This window comes from Paenibacillus ihbetae, from assembly GCF_002741055.1.
Lineage (GTDB): Bacteria > Bacillota > Bacilli > Paenibacillales > Paenibacillaceae > Paenibacillus_AQ > Paenibacillus_AQ ihbetae.
Window position 1 is genome coordinate 3782309 of sequence record NZ_CP016809.1, and the last position, 22368, is coordinate 3804676.

Here is a 22368-nt window from a genome sequence, read left to right on the forward strand (position 1 = left end):
AATGAATATCCCCCGTATTCAAATTCAGCAAGGGTATTCACAAATAGGGCTTGAAACAACAAAAGGTCAACAAAGCATTGAGCAGGCAAGACCATCACTTAACATGAGACAGCGGCACGGTCAACTTGAGATGGAGAGGACTAGTCCTGTATTAGAAGTTGATTCGAGAAGAGCTTGGTCTGCACTCGGCAAGGCCCGATTCGAGGAAATGACGGACCGTGTGTCGCAATCTTCTCTTCAGATCTCCATGCACAATATTGCAGATATTGCCCGTAACGGGGATCGGATGATGGCTTTTCATGAAGGCGGCAACGTATTTGCAGAGATTGCAAGGGACAACGTATTTGGAGAGCGGCCTAGAGTCGAGGTTACGGGGGAGCCGGGATACGACAATGTGGATGTCACTTTTATACCGGGCCAAGTACATACAAATTACACGCCGGGCGGCGTTACTTTTAATCCCGAGATCTACAAGCCGGTCATTGATTACTATCCTGGCAAGGTCAATCCGTATTTGGTTCATCAAAATTTTATATTTATGTCTGCGACGGGCAAGCAGCTGGATGCAGTTGTCTAACGACAGGTATACAATAGCTATAATGGACAGGTGTCATTATAGCTATTGTTGTTAGAAAGGGAGGATCGGAAGGGCATGATTGTCAATACAAAGAGATTTGGGCCTATCCATATTACAGAAGAACAAGTAATAACTTTTATAGGGCCTGTACTAGGCTTTAATGGCTTGGATAAGTACGTGATCATTCAATCTGAAGATAAGCAGCATCCGTTTGAATTTTTACAATCCATTGAGGATGAAAATTTGACGTTTATCGTTACGGATCCGTTTATCTTTTTTAAAGAATATGAATTTCAACTTGATCCTCATTGGATTGAGGTTTTGGGGGTGCAAAGCGTGGAAGAGGTTCAGGTGATGGCGATTGTAACGGCTCGTTCTGCTGAGGATATTACCTGTAACTTAAAAGCTCCGATTGTACTGAACAGGGATAGAAACATCGCTGCCCAGATCATTTTGGATCATGGAAACTATACAACAAAACAACCGTTGGGAGGGAAGAAAGGAGAAGGGTCTGATGTTAATCCTGTCACGAAATAAGGGGCAAAAAATCATGATTAATGATAATATCGTCCTCTCCGTTATTGAGATCAACGGAGATCAGGTCCGGATCGGTATCGAGGCGCCTTCGAATGTGGCGATTTATCGAGAAGAAATTTATGAGGCAATCAAACAGCAGAATCAGCACGCCATAGAGTTTAATACAGACATTCAGGATATTTTAAATCAAGTAGCAGCACAAAAAAAGGAATAAAAAATCTATTAAAAAAATCAATCTGCTATAAACATTAAGGTTAAAACGCCGATAAATATAGTAGTGGGTCAAAGACGTAGCAGTGACGGCCGAATGCTATGGTCTTGATCACAAAAGGGTGAAGCATGGATGCGAATCACCAACATATTCCAAGGAGGAGTTTTATCATGCGTATTAACCACAATATCAGCTCTTACAACACGCAACGCCAATTGACTTTCAACAACACACAACAAGGTAAATCCCTGGAGAAATTGTCTTCCGGTTACAGAATCAACCGTGCAGCTGACGATGCTGCTGGTCTGGCGATTTCCGAAAAAATGCGTAACCAAATTCGTGGGTTAGAGCAAGCAAACAAAAATGCACTGGATGGCATCTCCTTAATCCAAGTAGCTGAAGGTGCTTTGAACGAAACTCATGCAATGTTGCAACGTATGGCTGAGCTATATGTACAAGGCGGTAACGAAACCTTGACCACATCTGATGCAGAAAAGATTGATGCTGAGATTGCACAACTGTCTGCTCAAATTGACAGCATCGCTACACAAACACAATTTAACGGTAAGAAACTGATTGCCGCTAACGTTACTGGTAATCTTACTTTCCAAGTTGGGGCTAACAGTGGAGAAACAATTACAGTTGCTCTTCAAAAAGCAGATGCGGCTACTTTAGGTGTGGATATGACAGCGCTTGGTTCGTTGGCAACTACTCCTACCAACGCAACAGCATCTACTGCTCTGACTAAAGTTCAAACTGCAATCAATACTGTTTCTCAAATTCGTTCCGATCTCGGTGCTGTTCAAAACCGTTTGGAACATACAATCAACAACCTGGGTACTACTGCTGAGAACCTTCAGGCTGCTGAATCCCGTATTCGCGATGTTGATATGGCTAAAGAAATGTCGAACTTCACCAAAAATAACATTCTTCAACAAGCTGCAACTGCTATGCTCGCCCAAGCTAACCAACAGCCTCAAGGTGTATTGCAATTGCTTCGTTAATCTATTTTTTGAAGGGCCGGCCGGTTTTCCGGCCGGTTTTTCTTATTAACTGGAGGGAATTGGTGTGCAAATTTCTGGGGAACAGACCCGGGCTTCCATTTCTTCTTATAGACGAACGGACAACCAGATGCCTGTACAGAATGGATCCGACCAACTGGAGTTTCACGTTGAACTGGATTCCGTAAATAGACAGGAGTTAAATCAGCTTGTTGAGAAATACAACAAAGCGTTACAAGAGAATGGGACAGAGCTAAAGGTCAGTATACATGAAAAGACACAATCTATTGTTGTTAAAATAGTTGATATCCACACAGATGAGGTAATAAAGGAGATTCCGCCGGAGAAAATGCTTGATCTGGTCTATAATTTATGTCAGAGCCTAGGGATCTTTGTTGATGAAAAACGTTGAAGGGAGTGAATAGTAAGTGAGTAACATATCATCGTTGTATAATCCAATTAGATACACGGGTCTTGGATCTGGAATGGATATTGATAGTATTGTCAAAAGTCTAATGGATGTTGAACGACTGCCGCTACAAAAGCTTACCCGACAAAGAACCAGTTTAATATGGCAGAGGGAAGATTATAGAAGTATGAATACCGCCCTTTCCTCGTTTCGTAGTGCTGCAGAAAAATTAAGATTGAGCAGTGGATTTGAGAGTAGTCAAGTAACTTCTAGTAACCCAGCGGCTGTAGAAGTTAGTGGATCAAATAGTGCAGGAGCGGGATATAACTCAATAAAAGTACTGAATCTCGCAACCTCGGCCTCTATAACAGGACAGGCACTCCCTATTGGTACGAAACCGGAAGATGTTGTAGGTGTAAATGGGACTTTCGAAATTACGGGGCCTAAGGGTACATCCTCTCCAATTAATATTACTTCAGGGACATCAACGATTTCTTCCATTATTTCCGACATTAATGCGCAATCATATATGACGGGTGTCAAAGCGAATTATGATGCAAATACTAGACGGATCTTTTTGACAACGGATACGACTGGGGCGGAATCTAAAATCTCAATTAATGATAACGATGGTGCATTAGAAGAGATCTTTAAATTATCTGCTTTGTCGGCGGAAGGGAAAAATGCGAAATTTGAATACAACGATGTAAATGGACTAGATAATTATCTTGAGAGTGCCACTAATAATTTTACTCTTAATGGTCTAACATTCACTTTAAAGGCCCCCACCTCCGAGGCTGTTTCGATCATGGTTACTAAATCGAATAATACCGCTGTGGAAAATATCAAGGAGTTTGTTAATCAATATAATAATATTATTGACAAGTTTATGGGCGCCACTTCTACTCGTCCTGATAAAAATTATCAGCCTCTTCTTGATGAAGAGAAGGAGGCAATGAAGGATTCCCAAATTGAGAAATGGGAATCGAAGGCTCGGCAAGGATCGCTATATAACGATTCAATTTTAAAAGGGGCGTTAGACGATTTCCGTAAGGCGTTCCGAGAGCCAGTCACGGTTGGCCAAAAATCAGATGGGTCTGACGATAAGAGGCTACTGAGCTCGATTGGTATTACTGTAATGATGGATCCTAAGCAGAACGGAAAGCTACAAATTGACGAGGAGAAGCTAAAAAGTGCATTAGCTTCGGACCCGGAAGCAGTAAAGAACATTTTTATGAAACTTCCTAGCGAATCAGCTAAAGCCGATCCTCAAAAGAGATTTGAGGGAATGGGATTTGCAGAACGACTTTATGAGTCCATAAATAATCAAATTAGTAAGATAAACAAAAAAATTGGTTTTGGTTCTGCTGAGTCCATTGATGACAGCGTACTTGGAGAGCAGTTAAAACAATTAAATGCCAGAGCTATAACTTTACAAGATCGAATTACTATGATAGAAAATCGGTATTATAAAAAGTTTACGGCTATGGAAACCGCGTTGCAATCTTTAAATAATAAAGGGTCATGGATTTCTTCTCAACTTAGCTCCCTATAAAATATTAAAATATAAAATTCAGTGAATGGAATGTGAGGACTTCGCAATGCAGACAAGCATACAAGATAAGTATTTAAAAGTTCAGGTCGAGACTGCTTCTCCAGGTGAGTTGACTCTTTTACTATATCAAGAACTTGTTAGAACCTTGTATAAAGCGCGTCAGCTTGGTACACAAGGTGAATGGTTTAATAGTGTTGAGCCACTTCATAAAGGAAGAGATATCTTATTCGAGCTTATGTCTACGCTGGATATGAAATACGATCTTTCTAAAGACTTGTATGAGTTGTACAGCTTTTATGCTCAATGTATAGCAACAGTTATCATTAAGCATGATGGAGATTTGCTTGATGAAGTCCTGGATTTCGCAAAAGGGATGCTCGATACATGGAAGCAGGTGTTACAAATTGTGAAAAGCGGTAATACCTTATGAGCCTTACAGCTGAAGAAATACTGTTGTCGATTGAGGAAATCTATTCTCAAATACTTCGAGATGATCAGTTTGATTCCTACCTTGAGCATGAGGAGGAGTTGGAACAACTATATTCTGATCTTCAGAAAATTAAGTTGGACTCAAAAATCAAACCGTTCCTTGAAAAAATTCATCAACTAAATCAGCAATTGGTTGAACGAATGAACAACGAGAAGGCTCTTTTGATGCGGGAAAAGGACATTTTTGAAAGAAAGAAGATTGCTTCTGTCCAGTACTCGAATCCCGCTACTCAATATGATTCCTATTTTATTGATAAGAAACGGTAATTAACTCAAAGGAGGGCTGTAAGTGGTTAGAGTAAGAAAGGGAATCGTTTTTTTGTGTGTACTTGTACTATTTTTCGGAGGCTTTCCAATCACTTCTCAAGCAGCAGATAACTATGTCTCCGTAACAAAAAGTGTTAACCCTTCTTCAATTTTAACACCTGAAGAGGCAGAAGTAACCTTAAATATTACAGGCACGCCACCGGTTAATGTGATTCGGCCTAATGATGTAATATTGATTATTGATCGCTCAGGCAGTATGAGTACCGAGAATAAAATGAGTGCAGCGATTCAATCAGCTAAGAAATTTGTCGACCTTATGGATTTGACTAAACACCGAGTTGGTGTAGTTGATTTTAGTTCGGAAACGAGTATTGGAACTTTCCCACTATCAACCGATGCGAACGCTGTGAAAAATTACATTAATGGCCTCAAAGCAAACGGATCTACAGCTACCGGCGATGCAATCAAGTATGCGAGAGAATTACTTGCAAATCATCGACCAGACGCCCAACCTGTGATAGTTCTGATGACTGATGGCGACGCTACCCAGCCTACTGGAAGAGCTTATGAGTATGCACTAGAAAACGCAACATTAGCAAAGGAAGAGGGAATTGTATTCTATACAATTGCCTTATTGTTGTCTAGTGATAATCCAGAAACCAGTGGCCCTAATATCTTATTGAAAGAGATGGCTACAACTTCACATCATCATCATTTCGTGCTAGGATCTGTGGGACTCGAAGCAATATACGAAGCGATCGTTCAAGAGATCGGCCTGGCAAGTGCATATGATGTAGTGGTGAAGGATATTATTTCTCCTGAATTTGAAATTGTGCCTGGTTCATATGATAATAATATTCCAAAACCTGTGATCAGTGGTAACACATTGACATGGAATTTCCTGGAGTTAAAAACAGATGTTCTTTCATTTACATATAAGATTCGGCATAAAGAAGGACAACCAACAGGTACATTCCCTACATCGACAATAGATTCTTCTATTATTTATAAGGACTACACAGGAACTCAAAGAAAACTACCATTACCTGCAACTTATCTTACAGTTGCATATCCGAAACCTGTTATTGAAAGGGTTGAATTGGATAACGGTCCTGTACAAGGGGGAGAAACTGTAATTATTACAGGTTCTAATTTTAGGCCTGCAGCTATTGTAAAATTCGGACCGATACAAGCTTCGAAAGTTGAATTTGTGAGCCCAACAGAGCTCCGCGTAGTAGCACCGCCTGGGGAACAGGGAACTGTCGATCTGACCGTTATAAACGATGACAGACAATTAGCCAAAGCGAAGTATACCTACTATGCTGATCCAATAGTTAGTTTGGTAACACCATCTAGTGGACCTATGTCGGGAGGGGGAACAGTCACACTCTCTGGCCAATATTTCTTGAATGGTGTTAAAGTGAAGTTTGGAGATCAATACGCACCGAAGGTTGTTTATAACAGTAGCACCAAACTGACTGTTACAGTTCCAAAATCGGCTATTGATGGTCCTGTAACAATAACTGTTGAGAATCCAGACAATCGAAGTGGTATACTTAGCGATGGATATACTTATATAGCGCCGCTTAAACCTACAATTGAAAGCCTTACCCCAAATGAAGGACAATTGCAGGGTGATGAGTTAGTTTCACTGACGGGGACGAATATAGAACCAGGGGCTAGGCTTTTCTTTAATGATAGAGAAGTCTCCATAACACTAGTTTCTAATGCTGAGGTTAAGTTTCGTACACCTGCTTGGACTACCCCCGGTAAGGTCGATGTAAGAATAGTAAATCTTAGTGGGGAAGAATTTACTTTAACAGATGGGTTTACGTATCTTGAACCACCAAAACCTCCGGCACCTATTATCAATTCGTTGTCTCCAAATTCTGGCCTAATTAGCGGGAATGATCTTATTAATTTGGCCGGGGAATACATTCAAAATGGAGCCAAATTGTATTTTGATAGTGTGGAAGTCCCTGTAACCTTTATCTCTGACAAACAGTTGAGGTTCAGAAATCCGTCTTGGGCTTTGTCTGAACTGGTGGATGTAAGGCTTGTAAATCCAGATGGTCAAGAAGCAATCTTTCCCGATGGTTTTGAGTACTTGCCATTACCTGGACCAGTCATAAACAGTGTTACGCCTAATAAAGGTCTTATTTCGGGTGGTACATTGGTTTTGATTAGTGGGGAAAACTTCGATCCAGGAGCTAAGGTGTATTTTGATTCTAAGGAAGTTCCTGTCACGTATCTTTCTGATAAGGAATTACGAGTGAAGACTCCAGTTTGGTCTGCTGCTGAATCCATAGATATCAAGGTTATCAATTCAGATAAGCAGGAAGTAGTCTCTTTCAATGGATTCACCTATGAAGAGCCTCCGAAAGCTCCTGAGCCAACTGTAACGAGTGTCACTCCAGCTACAGGACTTACAACCGGCGGAGATTTAATCACAGTCACTGGGACAAACTTTGTTTCCGGAGTAAAAGTTTATTTGGATAATACCCAAGTGGTTGCTAGCTTTATATCGGATACAACACTCAGATTCAGAACGCCCTCATGGCCAGTTGCTGAAGCGGTCGATGTGAAGGTGGTGAATCCGGATGGTGGAGAGTCAGTATTAATCGATGCTTACACATATGAAGCACCTGTTGTTAATCCACCAACAATTAATGAGATCAGTCCGAATACCAGTCTTACTTCAGGAGGAGTTTTAGTCTATATTACCGGAACTGATTACCAATACGGAGCGAAACTTTATTTGAATGATATTGAGGTTCCAGTTACTGTATTGGCGGACAATATGCTACGTTTCAGAGCCCCTGTCTGGCCATCAGCAGAAACTGTAGATATTAAGATCGTAAATCCGGATTTACAAGAAGCTGTTGCAGCGGCTGCATTTACCTTTACCGAGCCGCCAAAGCCTCCGGCCCCTACAATTACGGGTATCGATCCCGTTGAAGGCCCACTTGAAGGAAATAATTATGTATATATTCGTGGTCAGAATTATCAAGCTGGGGTAAAAGTTCGGTTTGGTTCTGCTGAAGCAAAACAAGTTACCTTACTGGATGCTACACAAATTCGTGTGATGGCTCCAGCTTCCAACGTCGTGGGAACGGTTGATGTCACTGTAATTAATCCAGATTCTCAATTAGCTACACTGACTAGTGCCTATACCTACAAAGAATCACCAATTACGATTAATAGCATCTCACCGGCAAAAGGGCCACTGGCTGGTGGACAATTAGTGTATATTTATGGTACGAATTTTAAAGCAGGTCTAACATTCCAATTTAATGGAAATATCACTAATTACGAATTGCTGGATACTTCAACTTTACGTTTCCGAACTCCAGCCGCTGCTTCCCCTGGCATCGTGCCGATCGTTCTGACTAGTGCCTCTGGCGGTTCAACGGCATCGGCTTCTTATCTGTATGAGGCCCCACCAGCGCTTCCTGCGCCATCCATTAGTTCATTAAGCCCAGATCATGGACCTTTAGCTGGTGGAGGGTTGACTTACATCTACGGTAGTAACTTCCGTGATGGAATTACCGCTACTTGGGGAGGCACACCTCTAGCTATCACATACTTGGACCCAGGAATGCTTCGATTCCGTGTCCCTGCAGGTACTGTCGCAGGACCCGTGGAGCTTAAGTTGACTAATCCGGATAACCAATCAGCTACTGCAAGTTATACTTATGATGCTCCACCGGTTATTGTCCCTACTCTTACTTCTTTAAGTGCTACAGGTGGCCCAATAAGTGGTAATAATTTGTTGTACTTGTACGGAACAAACTTTAAGGCTGGAGCTAGAGTAACAATTGGTACGGTTACATTAGATGCGACATACTTGGATCCAACGATGTTACGCATACGTGTTCCTGCAGTAGCCTCTTCACAGTCTGTAACCGTGATGGTCACGAATCCTGATGGAAAGGCAAGTAATGTTTTAGCCTATCAATATCAATAATTAAACTAGCAATCAGGGTACCTAAAGGTACCCTGATTGTATTTAGCATAGAAAGTAGATGAGAATAAATGACCCTACCGATATCATTGTGCATGATTATTAGGGATGAAGAACATTCACTAGAAGCTGCTATAAAATCATTACAACACATAATAACTGAAATTATTGTAGTAGATACAGGTTCAAATGATCGATCAATTCAACTCGCAGAGAGTCTAGGGGCATACGTTATCCAATTTAAATGGTGCGATAATTTTTCTGCAGCTCGTAATCGGGCAATTGAAGCTGCAACTAAACCTTATATTTTCATGATGGATGCTGATGAGAGATTTGACAAAGGAGGATTTGAAAATTTAAAAAACTATATAAATAGCGGCACCGGTTTATCGGGTAAAGTGATGATCAAGAATTATACCGACACAGATGAATATTCCACTAGTCAGGCAAACAGAATTTTCCCTAATAACCATGACTACCGCTATGAAGGTAGAATTCATGAACAGCTTCAATATAAAGGTCGGACTCCTCAGAGTGTAAATACCGGCATTACTTTGCTCCATTTTGGCTACATGGATGTGAACATTCAAGAAAAAAATAAAATCGATAGAAATCTTAAGCTTTTGTTTAAAATGAAACATGAGGATGGGGATCGACTTTACATTTCGTATCAAATCGGGAAGACATACTATGTCGGTCATCAATATGAAATGGCATTTGAATATTTATCAAAAGTAACGGATTATGTCGAAAAAACAAATAAAGTGATGGTTCCATATGCTTCAGACGCATGGTTAGCCTTATGCTATTGTTTATATCATATGAGAAATTTTAATCTTTTAACAAAATATATTGAATCGGGGATTGAGTTTTTTAGTGATTATACCGATCTATATTTTATATACGGTTTAGCACTGACATCAATGAACCACCCTGATGCTTTAGCGATGATCCCTGCAGTATTTAACCATTGTTTAGCTTTAGGAGAATCAGACCCTACGAAGTATGAAACATCTAGGGGGGTCGGAAGTTTCAAAGCACATTACAACTTAGGTGTCTATTGGGAAGTTATTGGTGATTTAGGGAAGGCCATAAATCATTATGAACAGTCGGCAAAGGAAGGTTTTCTTAATGCAATTAATCGGCTTGAAGCATTGAATAACTAAGGAGGCATTATGACTAGAAAATCTATAAGTCTTTGTATGATTGTGAAGAACGAGGAACGTTTTTTGGAGCGATGCCTTAATAGTGTGAAGGAAATTGCTAATGAAATAATTGTTGTTGATACTGGGTCCACTGACCAAACACCCCAGATCGCCCAAGCCTTCGGGGCTAAGGTTCATTTTACAGAATGGAAAAATGATTTCTCTCTAGCAAGAAATGAATCCTTAAAGCATGCGACAGGTGAATATATTTTAGTTCTTGATGCAGATGAATATATTGATCCTACCAGTGCTCATTGTTTTGATGAGCTAATAAAGGACGTGTACTTTCTGAATATAAAAAGTGTACTAAGGGGTGGAATAAGCACTGTACATCCTGTTATTAGGTTATTCAGAAATCATATAGGTTTTCGATTTACAGGAAAGATACATGAGCAGATTTTAATCTCAGAATCAGCAGGTCATAGCCAAGAATACTCTAATATTACAATTCACCATGATGGATATTTGAGGGAGGTCATAGCTGAGAAAAACAAAGAGAAACGAAATTTAGATATTCTACAAGCAGAATTACAAGAGAATGAGACAGGATTTGGATTGTTTAATTTAGGAATGCAATACAAAATGATGGGAGAGTATGAAAAAGCTATAGAAATGTATAAGAAAGCTTTCCCTCTAAGCATAGAGTATAGCTATATTACAAAATTAATCTCTAGTATGATTCAGTGTCATATTGAATTAAAGCAATATGAAAATGCATTGATCATTTGTTCTCAAGCCATAGAAGCGTATAACTCTTACACTGACCTTTATTATCTCCAAGGACAAATTTACGAAGCGCTGAAGTATAGAAATGACGCTATTAAATGTTTTAAAAAGTGCTTGGAGCTGGGGGAGGTTAGAAACCCTGAGTTAATGACGTTCTACGGAGTTGGGAGTTATATGGCGTTTACTTCTCTAGCTTCTATTCAATTTGAGAGAGGGGAGCTTGATAAAGCCGTTAGTAATTTGAAATCGGCTCTGAAGATAAATAAAAAATACATGCCTGCCGTAAAGCTGATGATTGATATAACAAAAACACTTAATTCCAAAGATATGATTTCTTTTATCTCTGGCATGTGGGAAATTGAATCCATAGATGATTTGAAAGAAATGATAGGGGTTCTATACAAGTTAAGACATCCAGCATTGATTACTTACAGTGAGATGTATAAGCATAACGTTGACAATAACATTAAAGTGATTATGTATCTTTATGACGGACAATATCAAGTGGCTGAAGATTTATGGATTAGCGATGAGTATACTTTCGAGAGTGAACAGGAGACAGATCTCTTGCTATGTGGAGTATTGCTCGGTTCAAAAAGGACTTTTAACAAATTCAAAGCATCTTACTCATTCGATGAGCTAGGCTTGGAGATCATTGATCGAATAATCGAAAGAAAAAAGTTTGCTTTGTCTGAATGCGCCGAATCTCTTAAAGATTTATTTATCGACTGGTTTGAGAAATTAATAATTTTACGAGAATTTGAGTTAATAGATTATTTTGTCGAAACCATGCCCGAATATTATCTTCGGTTCGGATTTGCAAGACATTTATACAAGCATGGTTTTACAGATGTAGCCTTTCAATTGATAGAATCTTGCTTTAGAAATTTAGACCGAGATGGCATGGTTTGGATAGGAGAGTGTTTAAAGAAGGAACACAATGATGCGGAAAGTCTCGAATTTTATCAAATGGCGTTGAATCAAGGGATTACATTTAATGTTCTCGAAGATTGTTACGAGATTTATTTGCGGAACGGCGAAGCTTCAAAGGCAGAGGAAATGGCTCATTTAATGAAAAGAGCGGTACCTACTTCCGAATACGCTAAATCACTATAAAACTTTAGGAGTCTAAAAATGAAAACGAGCATTATTATTCTCACCTTCAATAAATTGGATTATACGATTCAGTGTATTGAAAGTATTCGTCAGTTTACAACCCCAGGTACTTATGAACTAATTGTCATCGATAATTTATCAACTGATGGAACGCAACAATGGCTGATGGACCAAGATGATATTATTTCGATTTTAAATAAAGAGAATCTTGGCTTTCCAAAGGGATGCAACCAGGGGATAGAGATAGCTACCGGTGAGGCAATACTATTATTGAATAATGACACGATTGTAACAGAAAAATGGCTGGATAATCTCACTGCTTGTCTTAACAGTGACAAAAAGATAGGTGCTGTAAGTTGTGTCACCAACAATAGCTCGTATGCGCAATCTATTCCCACTTCATATAATTCGTTAGAAGAAATGCATTCTTTTTCAAGGGAATATAATAACCTGGATTCTTCGAAGTGGGAAGAGAGGCTGAAACTAGTAGGTTTCTGTTACCTAATTAAGAAAAGCGTAATTAAAGAAGTTGGTACTTTGGATGAAAGATTCACACCAGGAAATTACGAGGATGACGATCTATCCGTAAGAATTCGTCTTGCTGGATACAAACTAATCTTGTGTAAAGATACATTTATTCATCATTATGGAAGTGTATCCTTTGGTAGTAATTCCAAGTCCTTTAATCATTTACTCGCAGAGAATGCAAAAAAATTCGAAGAAAAATGGGGGTTTAACCCTGATTATTCCCAGTTTATTAGAAACGATATTGTCACTGTAATAGACAATGACCCAATGGATCCTATCAAAGTTCTAGAAATCGGTTGTGCATGTGGCGGAACATTGTTGAAAATTAAAAGTATCTATAAAAATAGCTCGTTATACGGCATAGAACTAAACAAGGCTTCAGCCCAGATCGCTTCACTGATAGCCGATGTTCGGAATGACGATATTGAATCAAACAGTTTGTCCTATCCCGAAGATTATTTTGACTACATTATATTCGGTGATGTTTTAGAACACTTGCACGATCCTTGGGGTGTTTTAGAACGAGTTAAAAAACATCTGAAATTTAATGGAAAGATAATTGCAAGCATCCCGAATGTTATGCATCATAGTGTTATTGACAGTCTATTGAGAGGATCATGGGACTATACCAAATCAGGAATTTTAGACCAGACCCATATTAGATTCTTTACATTAGACGGCATACGGAAGATGATGTTTCAGGCTGGGTATTATCGACTGAACATTTTTGCAAAGTCTGTAACAAAATTAAGTGAAGATTCTCTTATTCATAAGATAGCTCCATTTCTCGACGAAAATGTTCTGGTACAATTTAATGCTTACCAGTATATTGTTAGTGCTTCAAAACATAACTTGGATGAAGTGTTTGCTTCATTTATGGAACAGACACTTGAAGCAGTCTCGATAGTTCAAAAACTTGAACCATATTCCTACGATGAAATCATCAAGGCAGTTGTATTCGGAAAAGAAAAAAACACAGACAAAGTGGAATTGCTCAATTTAATTGGGATTGCTAATTTTGAATTAGGGAAATATGATAGGGTTTTGCCATATTTTGAACAAAGTTATTATCTAAATCAAGAAGATGCTGATACGTTGTATAATCTCAGTTACTTTTTGCAGGTGATTGGTGAAATTGAACAGTCTAAGGTATTCATGAGCAGATTAAATGAGGTCAGCCCAATAATTTATGAAGAGCTGAGAAGTGTATTATCGACAAAAAATGACGAGCCAAACACAATCAGCGTTCAGAAAAGAGACTAATTATGGAAAAGAAATTTGTCGTACTTCAGCCCCAATATATGAGGGATTTTCAGTGTATTGGGGCAGCTTGCACAGATACCTGCTGTTCAGGATGGCAGGTTTCCATCGATCGACCCACTTATAAAAAATATCGTAAAATAAAAGATCGCAGTATTGCAGAGAAGGTTTCGAATTTTTTAGTTGAAAATGATAATCCAACCGAAGAGGCTTTTGCATATATAAAACTCAATGATGATAGATGTGGTTTTCTAGATCAAGGCTTATGTGGGTTGCAATTGAATTACGGAGAAGAGTACTTATCTAAAACATGTCTTGTATATCCAAGGGTACTAAATCACGTTGATGATCGTTTGGAGATGTCTGCTAAACTATCGTGTCCCGAAGCAGCAAAATTATCCTTACTAAATGAAGATATTATGGAATTTGATATAGTCGAGTGTAATTTGAATTCTCGTTATAATATATCCAGAGCAGTAAATACCGAGGGGGATTCTTGGAGGAGCTCTTTTTGGGATATCCGTACATTTGTAATAGACCTGCTCCAGAATCGTAAGTATTCCATTTCTGAACGGATGATTTTGTTAGGAATGTTTTGTAATAGATTGCATGAGGCTTCAATTCTTAATGATAAGTCCGCAATAAACAAGCTGATATCTGAATATTCAATTAAGATAGATAACCCTCAAATGCGTAAGCAAATTTCCAAATTACCAACTGCCAATCACGTCCAGATTAAGTTGTTGATGGAACTAATGGAGAATAGAAGAACTAATCATGCGAGATTTAACGAATATACAAACCAATTGAAGGAAGCGTTCTTACTTGATTCGTTGGATCAAAGACGTATAGAAGAGCGTTTTAAATTGGGGCAAGTGAAATATTACCGGCCTTTTATGGTACAGCACTCTTATATACTAGAAAATTATCTTGTGAATCTCGTGTTTGAAAGATTATTTTTGTTTGACCCCAATTTTAGTGTAATGGATGACTATATATTGCTCGTGGCTATGTATAGCACAATTAGGTTTTATCTTCAGGGAGTGGCAGCATTTAATGAGCGGATGACAGCAGAAGAGGCGGTAGCTGTTATTCAAGCATGTGTTAAGAATATTGAACATGACGGATTGTATTTAAAAAGAATTACTGACTTTATTAAGAGTGTTGAGCTCGATTTACATGCATTACTTATTGTATTAGTAAATGAATAGTGTTTCACCCCCTCCCCTGCTGGGTAATTATCGATAAAGCATTTTTCCGCAGTACCCACGAGCTCAGTGTTTAAGCCATGTCGACAAGATTAGACGTTTTCTTCAGCAGAAAACCGTCTTCTGGGCGATTGACACTAGTAAGGCCGGGTGCTATAGTCGGAAATGTGGACAATTAGTGTCACACTTTATTTGACAATGAAGGGAATGTTAGGGCATGCAAGGTAAAGTTAAATGGTTCAACGCAGAGAAAGGTTATGGCTTCATCGAGACTGAAGAAGGCGGCGACGTTTTCGTACACTTCTCCGCGATCCAAGCTGAAGGCTTCAAGACGCTGGAAGAAGGACAATCCGTTGAATTCGAAATCGTTGAAGGTGCACGTGGCCCGCAAGCAGCTAACGTAATCAAATTATAATCATCCCGGCATAGCCGACCTACATAAACGGTATCGATGGTTAAGAATTGAATTCGCTAGCGAGGAGACTCCGGTTAATCCCGGGGTCTTTTTCTGTTTGCGGGAGATGCTTCTTCTTGGATGGCTTCAGAAGCGGCTATCCCTTCTGGACGGACTGCGGGCTTAACATTCGGTGCTGTGCTGTGCGTTACATGGCGGTGGTCAGCTTGATGTCCTTGCCTATGTCTAAATTCCGATCAGGGATTTAGTCCCCTAAGATCATTGAAACGGCCTTTCTTATCCCAGCAATGGGCTTTACCCGCTACGAGCGAACACTTGTGACGAAATTCACGAATTTGTCTTTTTACACAGCGTTAACAAAATGGTATACTAAAGGTGCAAAGGAGGAGTGCCCTATGCAATTCAGTATTCGAGGTCAACAAATTGAAGTGACCGATGCTTTGAAGGACTATGTTGACAAGAAACTCAGCAGGCTTGATAAGTATTTTGAAGCACCCCCCACCTCTGAAGGATACGTTACATTAAGTGTCGTTCGAGGATTGCACACGGTGGAAGTGACCATTCCGCTCACAGGCGTGGTTCTGCGTGCGGAAGACCGAAGCGATGACATGTACGCTTCCATTGACGCTGTTGTGGACAAGTTGGAACGCCAGATTCGCAAGCACAAGACCAAGCTGAACCGGAAGATTAAGCAAGAGGGCGGCTTGAAGTCGCTCGTTGCCGGGAACGGCGCAGCTACGGCGACTCAGACGGAAGTCGAGCAGGACGAGTATGAGGATCATTATGAAGTGGTCCGCACGAAGCGCTTCACGATGAAGCCGATGGACGTTGAGGAAGCGATTCTGCAGATGAACATGGTTGGTCATAATTTCTTCGTATTTTCCAACATTGACACGCAGGAAGTAAACGTCGTCTACAAGCGAAATGACGGCAAGTACGGATTGATCGAGCGCGAGTAAGGCGACGGCGCGGGTCTCTGGGGCCAGCGGATGTTATCTTACAGCGACCGGAACGAATCACACTGGAAATGAATGAACCCATTAAGTTGAAATGAACATGCAAGATGAGCCTTCACCCGCGGGTGGGGCTCTTTATTTGGTTGGAGGCCGTTCAGTACTAAATAGGAACTCTCCTTTTGTCGATAATATGGGATGACTCTATAATGAAATCCGGCCGAGTTTAATAATTGTGGTTTAGATACTAAAAATGGGCAAATGGATGGTGCGTGGCCTTAAGTATGCTTGGATATAGCTGCACTGCAGGCCTGTCACTATACAGAATTCCTGGTTCGTAGGGTCAACGCTAACGCATTTCGGATCAAGCGGTACCGGGTCGAGGCCATCTGCCGGGGTCAAAAGGCACTGGGTAAATGCTCCACGCAACTTTTAAGCGTGCTGTTTCGTCTTATATAGTAGGGATTCGCGCTGGACGAATGCGGGCAGCAGAAGCAGCAACTTGTTGCGGCATCCCTTACAAACTGTTACAATTTAGGCAAACCCTCATTCTTTGGGACAGGCTGTGATCCTGCCAGGAATGGGACCATCATAAGGAATCAATGAATCGATTTCATCATTTAACCCTTTGGCATTTAATGAAGTTGATTCTATCACTTGTTTTGCACGAAAGGGGTTAACCATGCTAGGACTTGTCAAAAAGATTTTCGGCGACACCAATGAACGTGATGTCAAACGTCTCATGAAGACGGTCGATGTAATCAACAAAATGGAACCGGAATTTGAGGCGCTCTCAGACGAGCAGCTTAAAGCGAAAACCGAAGAGTTCCGTGCGCGGATCGAGAAAGGTGAGACGCCTGAGGAGTTGCTTCCTGAAGCGTTTGCGACAGTCCGCGAGGCTTCCAAACGGGTGCTCGGCAAGCGTCATTACGACGTGCAGCTGGTCGGCGGGATGGCCCTCCACGAAGGTAAAATTGCAGAAATGAAGACCGGTGAAGGTAAGACCCTTGTAGGTACCCTGCCGGTATACTTGAATGCCCTGCTTGGCAAAGGAGTTCACGTGGTTACCGTCAATGATTACCTGGCGCAGCGTGACAGCGAAGAGATGGGGCAGATATATAATTTCCTGGGCATGACCGTCGGGCTCAACCTGAGCGGCATGGAGCACCCGGAGAAACAGCATGCTTACGCCTGCGACATTACTTACGGAACGAACAATGAGTTCGGTTTCGATTACTTGCGGGACAACATGGTGCTGTACAAGGAACAGATGGTTCAGCGTCCGCTGTACTTCTGTATCATTGACGAAGTGGACTCCATCCTGATCGACGAAGCGCGTACGCCGCTGATTATTTCGGGGCAGGCTCAGAAATCCACCGAGCTGTACTATGCAGCTGACCGGTTCGTGAAGCGTCTCGTTCCGGAAGAAGACTACACGGTGGACATCAAGGTCAAATCCGTATCCCTTACGGAAAAAGGGGTGGCTACCGCAGAGCGTATCTTCGGTATCGACAACCTGTACGACCATAACCATGTCACGTTGAACCACCATATTGTGCAGGCACTGAAGGCCAATGTCATCATGCGCCGTGACGTTGACTACGTCGTGACGGACGATGAAGTGGTTATCGTCGACGAGTTTACGGGCCGCCTGATGGCCGGACGCCGTTATAGCGACGGTCTGCACCAGGCGATCGAAGCGAAGGAAGGCATCGAGGTACAGAACGAGAGCATGACCCTCGCGACCATCACCTTCCAGAACTACTTCCGGATGTACCGCAAGCTGGCGGGCATGACCGGTACGGCGAAGACAGAGGAAGAGGAGTTCAAGAAGATCTACGGTCTTGAAGTGCTGCAAATTCCGACGAACCGGCCGAACCAGCGGATTGATATGCCGGACGTAGTATACAAGAGTGAGGAAGGCAAGTTCAGAGCGGTCGTGAACGAGATCGTCGAGCGCCATAAGAAAAATCAGCCGGTGCTCGTGGGTACCGTTTCGATCGAGAACTCCGAGCGCCTGTCCGAAATGCTGAAGCGCAAAGGGGTTCAGCATAAAGTGCTGAACGCGAAATACCATGCGGAGGAAGCTGAGATTATCTCGCGCGCAGGCCAGCCTGGAGCCGTTACGATCGCCACCAACATGGCGGGTCGCGGTACCGATATTTTGCTGGGTGATGGCGTGCAAGAGATCGGCGGTCTGCATATTATCGGTACCGAGCGCCATGAATCGCGCCGGATCGATAACCAGCTGCGCGGTCGTGCCGGCCGTCAGGGCGACCCGGGTTCTACGCAGTTCTATCTGTCCCTGGGCGATGAGCTGATGAAGCGTTTCGGTACGGACAACGTGCTGAACATGATGGAACGCCTTGGCTTTGAAGAAGATCAGCCGATCGAGAGCAAGATGATCACCCGTGCGGTCGAATCCGCGCAGAAGCGGGTAGAAGGCAATAACTTCGATATGCGTAAGGTCGTACTCCAGTATGACGACGTGATGAACCAACAGCGCGAAATCATTTACAAGCAGCGCCGGGAGATTCTGGAGTCCGAGGATATCAAACAGATCGTTGTTGATATGATCAAGCCGGTCATCGAGCGTGTAGTTGAAGCTCACTGCAGCGACGATATTCCGGAGAACTGGGATTTGCAGGACGTTGCCGATTACATCAACAGCAAGCTGCTGGACGAAGGCGCGGTTACGCGCGAGGATCTCTGGGGCAAGGAAGCCCAAGAGATCACCGATTACCTCTTCGAGCGTGTCATGCAGAAGTATGACGAGCGCGAGCAGGCGATCGGTCCGGAAATGGTGCGCGAGTTCGAGAAGGTTATCGTGCTCCGTGCGGTAGACAGCAAGTGGATGGATCATATCGACGCAATGGATCAACTGCGTCAGGGTATCCACCTCCGTGCTTACGGCGGTACCGATCCGCTTCGCGAATACCAATTCGAGGGCTTTGAGATGTTTAACGCCATGATTGCGACGATCCAAGAGGAAGTCGCCACGTATATCATGAAAGCTCAAATCGCCACGAACCAGGAGCGCCAAGCGGTAGTGGACGAGAACAAGGTATCCACGAACAGCAGCAGCGAGCCTGCCGAGAAGCGTCCGGTTCAGGTCGGTGAACAGATCGGCCGCAACGATCCTTGCCCATGCGGCAGCGGCAAGAAGTTCAAGCACTGCCATGGACAGAACGCATAACATTCGATATAGGACGAATTAAAGAGCGGGTAGTAGGACAAGGGAGTAAAATGATTTCGAAGAAGCGGCAGCGGTCGCCTTTGTGATCGGATTTCAACCTATGAATTCATTTGATCAAGAAATCCGAGAGCAACAGTGATCGTAGGAACATTTTACGTACTTGTCCAACATCCCGGTATAGTCAATCTTAAAGAATGGTAACCGCATATCATGCCGGTCGGTCGTGTCGATGGACCGGCATTCATTGAACTCCCTTAAGAGCTGCATGGGCAGTCGGGGTGGTGGCTAAGGCCATGACTCCAAAGCCCCGGCAGCGATTAAGGGAGTTTATCTGAACATATCGACATCCCGGTTGAGGGCACGGCACATGCTCCCATAACGAGACCGCCCATGTATCCGTAACGAGACGGCTGCTGAAGGAATCGAGCGAAAAGGCGTTTGCTTAGTCGAGAAGTTCGGCAAGCAACAGCTAAATTTATCCTCCAAATGGAACGATTTCCCGGGCGGAGAGGGTATACTAGAAGAAGATAAGATGCAAAGACAGAAAGGACGAGGACTTATGATCGATCCAAGCGTAAAGCAGGACCTGCGTGAAATCAGCAAGAAACTAACCAATCTTAGGGGGTCTCTTTGACTTAGATCTCAAGCAGGAGTTAATCGAGAATTTTGAAGAGAAGATGGCGGCTCCGGATTTTTGGGACGACAATGAGAAGGCTCAGGGCATTATTGCGGAGATGAACGCGGTCAAATCCGCCGTGGATTCTTACCAGAAGCTGCAGCAGGACTATGACGATGCTGTGGTGATGATCGAGCTGGCGGATGAAGAGGGAGACGATTCCCTCGCCGGCGAGATCGGGGATACCATTAAGGAACTGGTCGGACGCGTGGAGGCGTTTGAGCTCCAGCTGCTGCTGAATCAGCCTTATGACAAAATGAATGCCATCCTCGAGCTGCATCCCGGCGCGGGCGGCACCGAGTCGCAGGACTGGGGCCAGATGCTGCACCGGATGTACACCCGCTGGGCCGAGAAACGCGGCTTCAAGGTGGAGACGCTGGACTACCAGCCGGGTGATGAGGCAGGCATCAAGAGCGTAACGCTATTGATTAAAGGCTTTAATGCATACGGCTATCTGAAGGCGGAAAAAGGCGTGCACCGACTCGTGCGCATCTCGCCTTTCGATTCCTCGGGACGCCGGCATACGTCATTCGTATCCTGCGATGTCGTACCGGAGATTACGGATGATGTTGAGGTCGAAATCCGGACTGAGGATTTGAAGATCGATACGTACCGTGCCAGCGGCGCGGGCGGCCAGCACATTAACACGACCGATTCGGCCGTACGGATCACGCATATTCCGACCGGCGTCGTCGTTACGTGCCAGAACGAGCGCTCGCAGATCAAGAACCGGGAGCGCGCGATGACCATGCTCCGCTCCAAGCTCTATGAGCGCAAGATCGAGGAGCAGCAAAAGGAGCTGGCTGAAATCCGCGGTGAGCAGTCCGACATCGCCTGGGGCAGCCAGATCCGCTCGTACGTGTTCCATCCATACAGCATGGTGAAGGACCATCGGACCCAGGTGGAGACCGGGAACGTGGGCGCCGTGATGGATGGCGACCTGGATGCTTTTATCGACGGATATTTGCGCAGTCAAATCAAACAGGAAGTGGAATAGGATTCGAGGAGAGATTTGAAGAACATGGCGCAGTCCGTTCGTAAACCATCCGCCAGCAAGAGAAGGCGGGAGCCTATCATTCCGATTAACGGCCCGCTCCGGCAGACCGTCGATACGATCTTTATTATCGCCGGCTCCTTCATTATGGCGCTGGCGTTCAATCTGTTTTTCCTGCCGAACCACATTGCCTCGGGGGGCGTGTCCGGGCTATCCGTCCTTGTCCAAGCATGGATTGGCATTGAACCGGCTTTCACGCAGTGGGCGCTCAATATCCCGCTGCTGTTTCTTGCCTTCGGGCTGATCGGCCGCGAATATGGCGTCCGCTCTCTGCTGGGAAGCGTGGTGCTGCCGCTATTCGTGTTTTTGACCAAGGACTGGGTGATTCCGCTTTCCAATCCGCTGCTCGCCTCCATCTATGGAGGGATCGGCGTCGGCGTCGGCATGGGGCTCGTCTACCGCGGCCGCGGTTCGACAGGGGGACTCAGCATTGTCGCGCAGCTGCTGCATAAATACAGCGGTCTTGCCTTTTCCTTATGCATCGTCATTCTGGATGCGATCGTTATTTCTTCGGCAGCTATGGTGTTGTCATTGGAGCAAGCGCTGTATGCCTTAATCGGTTTGTATGTGACGGGCAAGGTGATTGATACGATCGAACTCGGCTTCAGCTTCACCAAGGTCGCTTACATTATCTCCGATCATACGGAGCCGATTACGAAGGCGATTTTGGAGGATCTCGACCGGGGTTTGACCAAGCTGACGGCCGAGGGCGGATATACCGGCGAACACCGGACCGTTCTGATGGTTGTCGTAGGGCAAAGCGAGATTCCCCGGCTAAAAACGGTGGTCCAATCGGTGGATCCAGATGCGTTTGTCATTATCCATAATGCACATGAGGTGCTGGGAGAAGGATTTCGGAATATTAGGACATAAAGCATATAATCTTACGTAAGAACGGTGCATAGGCGCCGTTCTTTTTTTTATGGACTTCGCTTGTTTCCTTGAGCCGGCATCTGTTAGCGGGAGGTTCTATTTATGGGCGTTGCAGACGAAAGATGCTTGGCTTAACGACAGGGAATTT

The 22368-nt window shown here is 43.3% G+C and carries 18 protein-coding genes; all 18 read left to right on the top strand.

The genetic code is table 11. The features are described from left to right. The first annotated feature begins 1 nt into the window (after position 1). The 18 genes from BBD41_RS16725 to BBD41_RS16810 all read left to right on the top strand — a co-directional run bounded on the left by BBD41_RS16725 (position 2) and on the right by BBD41_RS16810 (position 22220). Entirely contained in the window at positions 2-577 is a 576-nt protein-coding gene (locus BBD41_RS16725; RefSeq protein ID WP_099478255.1) for a DUF6470 family protein, read from the top strand. A gap of 75 nt (positions 578-652) precedes the next feature. After that, positions 653-1114, top strand: a complete 462-nt coding sequence (fliW, locus tag BBD41_RS16730; protein WP_099478256.1) for a flagellar assembly protein FliW — start codon at positions 653-655, stop codon at positions 1112-1114. A gap of 13 nt (positions 1115-1127) precedes the next feature. Further along, positions 1128-1328 carry a carbon storage regulator gene (locus BBD41_RS16735; protein WP_418304235.1) on the top strand — a complete coding sequence of 67 codons (201 nt, stop codon included), beginning with the start codon at positions 1128-1130 and terminating at the stop codon, positions 1326-1328. Positions 1329-1495: 167 nt separating this feature from the next. Continuing rightward, entirely contained in the window at positions 1496-2329 is an 834-nt protein-coding gene (locus BBD41_RS16740) for a flagellin N-terminal helical domain-containing protein (protein ID WP_099478258.1), read from the top strand. 64 nt (positions 2330-2393) lie between these two features. After that, positions 2394-2738, top strand: coding sequence for a flagellar protein FlaG (locus BBD41_RS16745; RefSeq protein ID WP_099478259.1), 345 nt, complete (start codon positions 2394-2396; stop codon positions 2736-2738). A gap of 16 nt (positions 2739-2754) precedes the next feature. Continuing rightward, positions 2755-4290: a flagellar filament capping protein FliD gene (gene fliD, locus BBD41_RS16750; protein ID WP_099478260.1), complete on the top strand. Its 1536-nt coding sequence runs from the start codon at positions 2755-2757 to the stop codon at positions 4288-4290. A 46-nt stretch (positions 4291-4336) separates the two neighbouring features. Then, on the top strand, positions 4337-4720 hold the full coding sequence (fliS, locus tag BBD41_RS16755; protein ID WP_099478261.1) for a flagellar export chaperone FliS: 384 nt from the start codon (positions 4337-4339) through the stop codon (positions 4718-4720). Next, positions 4717-5046: a hypothetical protein gene (locus BBD41_RS16760; RefSeq protein ID WP_099478262.1), complete on the top strand. Its 330-nt coding sequence runs from the start codon at positions 4717-4719 to the stop codon at positions 5044-5046. Before fliS ends, BBD41_RS16760 begins: the two co-directional genes overlap by 4 nt. A 22-nt stretch (positions 5047-5068) precedes the next feature. Then, complete coding sequence (locus tag BBD41_RS16765; protein WP_099478263.1) at positions 5069-9013, top strand: IPT/TIG domain-containing protein; 3945 nt, start codon at positions 5069-5071, stop codon at positions 9011-9013. A gap of 68 nt (positions 9014-9081) precedes the next feature. Then, positions 9082-10176: a glycosyltransferase family 2 protein gene (locus tag BBD41_RS16770; RefSeq protein ID WP_099478264.1), complete on the top strand. Its 1095-nt coding sequence runs from the start codon at positions 9082-9084 to the stop codon at positions 10174-10176. A 9-nt stretch (positions 10177-10185) separates the two neighbouring features. Then, positions 10186-12057, top strand: a complete 1872-nt coding sequence (locus tag BBD41_RS16775; protein ID WP_099478265.1) for a glycosyltransferase — start codon at positions 10186-10188, stop codon at positions 12055-12057. 18 nt (positions 12058-12075) lie between these two features. Further along, on the top strand, positions 12076-13848 hold the full coding sequence (locus tag BBD41_RS16780; protein WP_099478266.1) for a glycosyltransferase: 1773 nt from the start codon (positions 12076-12078) through the stop codon (positions 13846-13848). Between the two features lie 2 nt (positions 13849-13850). Then, the gene (gene fliB, locus BBD41_RS16785) at positions 13851-15056 is read left to right on the top strand and encodes a flagellin lysine-N-methylase (protein ID WP_099478267.1); all 1206 of its coding nucleotides are present in this window, start codon (positions 13851-13853) and stop codon (positions 15054-15056) included. A 214-nt stretch (positions 15057-15270) separates the two neighbouring features. Then, positions 15271-15468: a cold-shock protein gene (locus BBD41_RS16790; RefSeq protein ID WP_009225364.1), complete on the top strand. Its 198-nt coding sequence runs from the start codon at positions 15271-15273 to the stop codon at positions 15466-15468. A 395-nt stretch (positions 15469-15863) separates the two neighbouring features. After that, positions 15864-16427, top strand: coding sequence for a ribosome hibernation-promoting factor, HPF/YfiA family (gene hpf, locus BBD41_RS16795; RefSeq protein WP_077568401.1), 564 nt, complete (start codon positions 15864-15866; stop codon positions 16425-16427). A 676-nt stretch (positions 16428-17103) separates the two neighbouring features. Next, complete coding sequence (gene secA, locus BBD41_RS16800) at positions 17104-19617, top strand: preprotein translocase subunit SecA (protein ID WP_028406883.1); 2514 nt, start codon at positions 17104-17106, stop codon at positions 19615-19617. 559 nt (positions 19618-20176) lie between these two features. Then, a protein-coding gene (prfB, locus tag BBD41_RS16805; RefSeq protein ID WP_099480668.1) for a peptide chain release factor 2 occupies positions 20177-21290 on the top strand; the annotation gives its coding sequence in 2 pieces (ribosomal slippage) (positions 20177-20248 and positions 20250-21290; 1113 coding nt in all). A gap of 24 nt (positions 21291-21314) precedes the next feature. Continuing rightward, on the top strand, positions 21315-22220 hold the full coding sequence (locus tag BBD41_RS16810; protein WP_077568399.1) for a YitT family protein: 906 nt from the start codon (positions 21315-21317) through the stop codon (positions 22218-22220). Positions 22221-22368 lie beyond the last annotated feature (148 nt).